7 protein-coding genes and 1 pseudogene are annotated in these 6480 nt (G+C 70.0%); all 8 read left to right on the forward strand.

The window, feature by feature from the left end; genetic code table 11:
• A pseudogene (gene carB, locus ACFVS6_RS42695) lies at positions 1 to 462 on the forward strand (carbamoyl phosphate synthase large subunit); the annotation flags it as partial.
• A gap of 88 nt (positions 463 to 550) precedes the next feature.
• The gene (locus ACFVS6_RS42700) at positions 551 to 1660 is read left to right on the forward strand and encodes a quinone-dependent dihydroorotate dehydrogenase (RefSeq protein WP_389711931.1); all 1110 of its coding nucleotides are present in this window, start codon (positions 551 to 553) and stop codon (positions 1658 to 1660) included.
• A complete protein-coding gene (pyrF, locus tag ACFVS6_RS42705; RefSeq protein WP_389711932.1) occupies positions 1657 to 2508 on the forward strand; it encodes an orotidine-5'-phosphate decarboxylase in 852 nt (283 codons plus the stop codon). The genes ACFVS6_RS42700 and pyrF overlap by 4 nt, the downstream gene beginning before the upstream one ends.
• Positions 2509 to 2911: 403 nt before the next feature.
• Positions 2912 to 3235, forward strand: a complete 324-nt coding sequence (gene mihF / locus ACFVS6_RS42710) for an integration host factor, actinobacterial type (RefSeq protein ID WP_362884649.1) — start codon at positions 2912 to 2914, stop codon at positions 3233 to 3235.
• Between the two features lie 61 nt (positions 3236 to 3296).
• Positions 3297 to 3860, forward strand: coding sequence for a guanylate kinase (gene gmk / locus ACFVS6_RS42715; protein ID WP_389711933.1), 564 nt, complete (start codon positions 3297 to 3299; stop codon positions 3858 to 3860).
• Positions 3861 to 3999: 139 nt separating this feature from the next.
• A complete protein-coding gene (gene rpoZ, locus ACFVS6_RS42720) occupies positions 4000 to 4272 on the forward strand; it encodes a DNA-directed RNA polymerase subunit omega (protein ID WP_004948662.1) in 273 nt (90 codons plus the stop codon).
• Positions 4273 to 4399: 127 nt separating this feature from the next.
• Positions 4400 to 5626 carry a bifunctional phosphopantothenoylcysteine decarboxylase/phosphopantothenate--cysteine ligase CoaBC gene (gene coaBC, locus ACFVS6_RS42725; protein ID WP_389711934.1) on the forward strand — a complete coding sequence of 409 codons (1227 nt, stop codon included), beginning with the start codon at positions 4400 to 4402 and terminating at the stop codon, positions 5624 to 5626.
• 195 nt (positions 5627 to 5821) lie between these two features.
• The coding region (locus tag ACFVS6_RS42730) for an S-adenosylmethionine synthetase N-terminal domain-containing protein (protein WP_389711935.1) at positions 5822 to 6480 on the forward strand (659 nt) is incomplete at its 3' end.

The raw sequence follows: 6480 nt of genomic DNA on the forward strand, positions 1-6480 counted from the left end.
CAGGCCGGGGCCTACGGCCCGCTGCCCACCAAGGGCCGCGCCTTCATCTCCGTCGCCAACCGCGACAAGCGCACGATGATCTTCCCGGCGCGCGAGCTCGTCGCCCACGGCTTCGAGCTGATGGCCACCTCCGGCACGGCCGAGGTGCTGCGCCGCAACGGCATCAACGCCACCGTCGTGCGCAAGCTCAGCGAGGGCGAGGGCCCGGACGGCGAGAAGAACATCGTCCAGCTGATCCACGACGGCCAGGTCGACCTGATCGTCAACACCCCGTACGGCACCGGTGGCCGCCTCGACGGCTACGAGATCCGCACGGCGGCCGTGGCGCGCAGCGTCCCGTGCCTGACGACGGTCCAGGCGCTCGCCGCCGCCGTCCAGGGCATCGACGCGCTCAACCGCGGCGACGTGGGCGTGTGCTCCCTCCAGGAGCACGCGGAGCGACTGACCGCGGCCCGCGACTAACACCCGTACAGCCCGGACACGGGAGGGGGGACACCGGTTTCACGACGGGTGTCCCCCTTTCCATGAGCGCAGAGGGATCCTCTCGACGATGTACAAGCTCTTCTTCAACCTGGTCTTCAAGCGGATGGACCCGGAGCAGGCCCACTACGCGGCCTTCCGCTGGATCCGCCTCGCCGCCCGCACCCCCGTCCTGCGCACCTTCGTCGCGGCCGCGCTCGCCCCCCGCCACGAGGAGCTCCGCACCGAGGCCCTCGGCCTGCGGATGCACGGCCCGTTCGGCCTCGCAGCCGGCTTCGACAAGAACGCCGTCGCCATCGACGGGATGTCGATGCTCGGCTTCGACCACGTCGAGATCGGCACGGTCACCGGCCTGGCCCAGCCCGGCAACCCCAAGAAGCGGCTGTTCCGCCTCGTCGCCGACCGGGCCCTGATCAACCGCATGGGGTTCAACAACGAGGGCTCCGAAGCCGTCGCCGAACGCCTCGCGGCCCGCAACCCGGTCTTCCGGACCGTCGTCGGCGTCAACATCGGCAAGACCAAGGTCGTCCCGGAGGCCGAGGCCGCCGCCGACTACGTGCTGTCCACCGAGCGCCTGGCCCGCCACGCCGACTACCTCGTCGTCAACGTCTCCTCGCCGAACACCCCTGGCCTGCGCAACCTCCAGGCGACCGAGTCGCTGCGCCCGCTGCTCACCGCCGTCCGCGAGGCCGCGGACCGGGCGGTCACGGACCGGCGGGTCCCGCTCCTGGTCAAGATCGCTCCGGACCTGGCGGACGAGGACGTCGACGCGGTCGCCGACCTCGCCCTGGAGCTCGGCCTGGACGGCATCATCGCCACGAACACCACCATCGCCCGCGAGGGGCTGGGCCTGAAGTCCTCCCAGGCCCTGGTGAAGGAGACCGGCGGACTGTCCGGGGCGCCTGTCAAGGAGCGCTCCCTGGAGGTCCTGCGGCGCCTGTACGCCCGCGTCGGCGACCGGATCGTCCTGGTGGGCGTGGGCGGCATCGAGAACGCCGAGGACGCCTGGCAGCGCATCCTCGCGGGCGCCACCCTGATCCAGGGCTACAGCGCCTTCATCTACGAGGGCCCCTTCTACGCCCGCGCCATCCACAAGGGCCTGGCCGCCCGCCTGGCCAACAGCCCCTACGCGACCCTGGCCGAGGCCGTGGGCGCCGAGACCCGAAAGGCCGCGCTGTGAGCCCCGAGACCCCTGTGATCCCCTTCGGAACCCGTCTGCGCGCCGCCATGGACGAGCGGGGCCCGCTGTGCGTCGGCATCGATCCGCACGCCGCCCTGTTGGCCTCCTGGGGGCTGGACGACGACATCGCGGGCCTGGAGCGGTTCTCGCGCACCGTCGTGGAGGCCCTCGCGGAGGAGGTCGCCGTCTTCAAGCCGCAGGCCGCCTTCTTCGAGCGGTTCGGCTCGCGCGGTGTCGCCGTGCTGGAGAGGACCGTCGCGGACGCGCGCGCGGCCGGGACCCTGGTCGTGATGGACGCCAAGCGCGGCGACATCGGCTCGACGATGGCCGCCTACGCCTCCGCCTTCCTGGACCCGTCCTCGCCGCTGTTCTCGGACGCGCTGACGGTCTCCCCGTACCTGGGCTACGGCTCCCTGAAGCCGGCCGTCGACCTGGCGCGCGCGTCGGGCGCGGGCCTGTTCGTGCTCGCCCTCACCTCGAACCCCGAGGGCGCCGAGGTCCAGCGGGCGCTGCGCGAGGACGGCCGGACCATCGGCGCGACGATGCTGGCCCACCTGGCGGCGGAGAACGCCGGGGCCGAGCCGATGGGCTCCTTCGGCGCGGTGGTCGGCGCCACCCTCGGCGACCTGTCCTCCTTCGACCTGGACATCAACGGTCCGCTGCTGGCCCCCGGCATCGGCGCCCAGGGCGCGACCGCCGCCGACCTGCCGGCCGTGTTCGGCCGGGCCGTCGGCAACGTCGTCCCGAACGTCTCGCGGGGCGTCCTGAAGCACGGCCCGGACGCGGCGGCCCTGCGCGCCGCGGCGAAGGGCTTCGCCGACGAGGTCCGCGCGGCCGTCGCGGCGTAGCGCTCCCGGAGCACCCGGGGACCGAGGGGGCCGGACCGCTTTCACCGCGGCTGGCCCCCTTCGGCGTCCCCGGGTGGGCAAGGTCACGTACGGCCGTCCCGGGAGGCGGAATCGAGTGCTTCATCGGCGCCGCCGATCGGGCCCGTGGCACGGCCTGACGAAATTCGAACGTCTTTCCCCGGACAAAACCGGGGTACTTTGTCCGTGATGTACGGTTCAGTGGAGGCTGACCAGGACTTTTCGTCCGTTCTCGCTGACTGGAGCGGCCTTGGCCGCTAGTCTCCGACCAGAGTGAACGAGCAGCGAACGAATTTTGTCGCTGTTCGGGGGCTCGCCCGGCGTGGTGCCCAAGTGCTCCGTGCCGGTCCGTATCCGACAGTTCGACATCCGAGGTGACGTAGGCGTGGCTCTTCCGCCCCTTACCCCTGAACAGCGCGCAGCAGCGCTCGAAAAGGCCGCCGCGGCTCGCCGGGAGCGGGCCGAGGTGAAGAATCGACTCAAGCACTCCGGCGCCACTCTCCACGACGTCATCAAGATGGGTCAGGAGAACGACGTCATCGGCAAGATGAAGGTCTCCGCCCTTCTGGAGTCGCTGCCCGGCGTGGGCAAGGTCCGCGCCAAGCAGATCATGGAGCGCCTCGGCATCTCCGAGTCCCGGCGTGTCCGAGGTCTCGGTTCCAACCAGATCGCCTCTCTGGAGCGTGAGTTCGGCGGTAGCAACGCCTGAGGCGTTGCCCGAAGTTCTCCCGGCGTTCTCAGGCAGTCCCGAGAACCTGGATAATCGCTCTATGGCAGCAGAGGTTCGTCCGCGGCTGACCGTGCTCTCCGGCCCTTCGGGGGTCGGCAAGAGCACGGTCGTCGCGCATATGCGTACAGTCCACCCCGAGGTATGGCTCTCGGTGTCGGCCACCACCCGCAAGCCGCGGCCCGGTGAGCGACACGGAGTCCACTACTTCTTCGTCAACGACGACGAGTTCGACAAGCTGATCGCCAACGGCGAGCTGCTGGAGTGGGCCGAGTTCGCGGGCAACCGCTACGGCACACCGCGCGGCGCGGTGCTGGAACGCCTGGACAACGGCGAGCCCGTACTGCTGGAGATCGACCTCCAGGGCGCCCGACTCGTCCGCGAGTCCAAGCCCGATGCCCAGCTGGTCTTCCTGGCCCCTCCGAGCTGGGACGAACTGGTCCGCCGGCTCACCGGCCGCGGCACCGAGTCCCCCGAGGTCATCGAGCGCCGCCTCGCGACCGCCAAGATCGAACTCGCTGCCGAATCCGAGTTCGACACCACCCTGGTCAACACCTCCGTCGAGGACGTGGCGCGCGAGCTGCTAGCCTTGATGAATGTCGTCTGATCGTTGATCGATTGATCGTTGATCGATGTCATGTCGATCAACAGTCGGATCCCCCATGCGGTCAAGCATGTGATCCACCATGTGGTCGCGGTCAATACTTGATCGTTTCGATCATTCACCCATCTTCGGAAGGTAGAGCGTGTCCTCTTCCATCACTGCGCCCGAGGGCATCATCAACCCGCCGATCGACGAGCTGCTCGAGGCCACGGACTCGAAGTACAGCCTCGTGATCTACGCGGCCAAGCGCGCGCGTCAGATCAACGCGTACTACTCGCAGCTCGGTGAGGGCCTGCTGGAGTACGTCGGCCCGCTGGTGGACACCCACGTCCACGAGAAGCCGCTTTCGATCGCGCTGCGCGAGATCAACGCGGGTCTGCTGACGTCCGAGGCCATCGAGGCCCCGGCTCAGTAAGGCACCGAGATTCCTTCGCCACAGGCCCGGCAGAACATCTGCCGGGCCTGTGGTGTGTCATAGCTCGGACGGGCCCCGGGGGCCCGACGGGCAACACCGACGGATCGATCCTGAAGGGGAGTGCGTGGTGGGTAAGCCGAAGGTCGTGCTGGGGGTCAGCGGCGGGATCGCCGCCTACAAGGCCTGCGAACTGCTCCGCCGGCTGACCGAGTCCGGTCACGACGTACGGGTGGTGCCGACGGCGGCGTCCCTGAACTTCGTCGGCGAGGCCACCTGGGCCGCGCTGTCCGGGAACCCGGCCTCCACGCAGGTCTGGGAGACCGTCCACGAGGTGCCCCACGTGCGCATCGGCCAGGCCGCCGACCTCGTCGTGGTCGCCCCGGCCACCGCCGACATGCTGGCGAAGGCCGCCCACGGGCTGGCCGACGACCTCCTCACGAACACGCTGCTCACGGCCCGCTGTCCGGTCGTCTTCGCCCCCGCGATGCACACCGAGATGTGGGAGCACCCCGCCACCCGGGAGAACGTCGCCACCCTGCGCCGTCGCGGCGCCCTCGTCATCGAGCCCGCCGTCGGCCGGCTCACCGGCAAGGACACCGGCAAGGGACGACTGCCCGACCCCGAGGAGATCTTCGAGGTCTGCCGCACGGTCCTGGCCCGGGGCGTCCACGAACCGGACCTCGCCGGCCGGCACGTCGTGATCAGCGCCGGCGGGACGCGCGAACCCCTGGACCCCGTCCGTTTCCTCGGCAACCGGTCCTCCGGCAAGCAGGGCTACGCCCTCGCCCGCACCGCCGTCGCCCGTGGCGCCCGGGTCACCCTGATCGCCGCCAACGCGGCCCTCCCCGACCCGGCCGGCGCGGACGTCGTGCGCGTGGGCACCGCCCTGCAACTGCGCGAGGCGGTGCTCAAGGCGGCCGCCGACGCCGACGCCGTGGTGATGGCGGCGGCCGTCGCCGACTTCAGGCCCGCCCGGTACGCGGACGGGAAGATCAAGAAGCAGGACGGGCAGGAGCCCGAGCCGGTGGCCCTCGTGCGCAATCCCGACGTGCTCGCGGAGATCTCCGCCGACCGGGCGACGGCCGGCCAGATCGTCGTCGGCTTCGCCGCCGAGACCGACGACGTCCTCGCCAACGGCCGCGCGAAGCTCCGCCGCAAGGGCTGCGACCTCCTCGTGGTCAACGAGGTGGGGGAGACCAAGACCTTCGGTTCGGAGGAGAACGAGGCCGTGATCCTCGCCTCCGACGGCACGGAGACGCCGGTTCCCCACGGTCCCAAGGAAGCCCTGGCCGAAATGATCTGGGACCAGGTCGTCCCGCGGCTCGCGCCCGCCCGGGTCGGCCGACGCGACTGAGCGTCGCCCTTTTCGCGGGCCGTCGGGTGCGTAAGAATGGAGTGCCGCAGGTCACATGGCTCCCATAAGGCGAGACGGGTGGTCCGGCAAACGGTGGCGACCGATAAACTGCACCAAGGAACGTGATCGGGCGCAGCCCCCGATGTGGTTCCGCCAAATGATCAGCCAGCAGCCGCTGCAACCCCAGGGAGCGTTGTGTCCCGTCGCTTGTTCACCTCGGAGTCCGTGACCGAGGGTCACCCCGACAAGATCGCTGACCAGATCAGCGACACGATCCTCGACGCGCTCCTCACCGAGGACCCCACCTCGCGTGTGGCCGTGGAGACTCTCATCACGACCGGTCTCGTGCACATCGCGGGCGAGGTGACGACCAAGGCGTACGCGCCGATCGCCCAGCTCGTCCGCGAGAAGATCCTCGAAATCGGCTACGACTCGTCGAAGAAGGGCTTCGACGGCGCCTCGTGCGGCGTCTCGGTGTCCATCGGCGCGCAGTCCCCCGACATCGCGCAGGGCGTCGACACGGCCTACGAGAAGCGGGTCGAGGGCGACGAGGACGAGCTCGACAAGCAGGGCGCCGGCGACCAGGGCCTGATGTTCGGCTACGCCTGCGACGAGACCCCCGAGCTGATGCCGTTGCCGATCCACATCGCGCACAAGCTCTCCCGCCGCCTGTCCGAGGTCCGCAAGAACGGGACCATCCCGTACCTGCGCCCCGACGGCAAGACCCAGGTCACCATCGAGTACGACGGCGACAAGGCCGTCCGCCTCGACACCGTCGTCGTGTCCTCGCAGCACGCCGCGGACATCGACCTGGACTCGCTGCTCGCGCCCGACATCCGCGAGTTCGTCGTCGA

Source organism: Streptomyces sp. NPDC057939 (assembly GCF_042887545.1).
Classification (GTDB): Bacteria; Actinomycetota; Actinomycetes; order Streptomycetales; family Streptomycetaceae; genus Streptomyces.

Bases quoted from the DNA above. Each gene is read 5' to 3' on its own strand.
- ACFVS6_RS42700 (WP_389711931.1), top strand. From the start codon at position 551: ATGTACAAGCTCTTCTTCAACCTGGTCTTCAAGCGGATGGACCCGGAG.
- gmk (WP_389711933.1), top strand. From the start codon at position 3,297: ATGGCAGCAGAGGTTCGTCCGCGGCTGACCGTGCTCTCCGGCCCTTCG.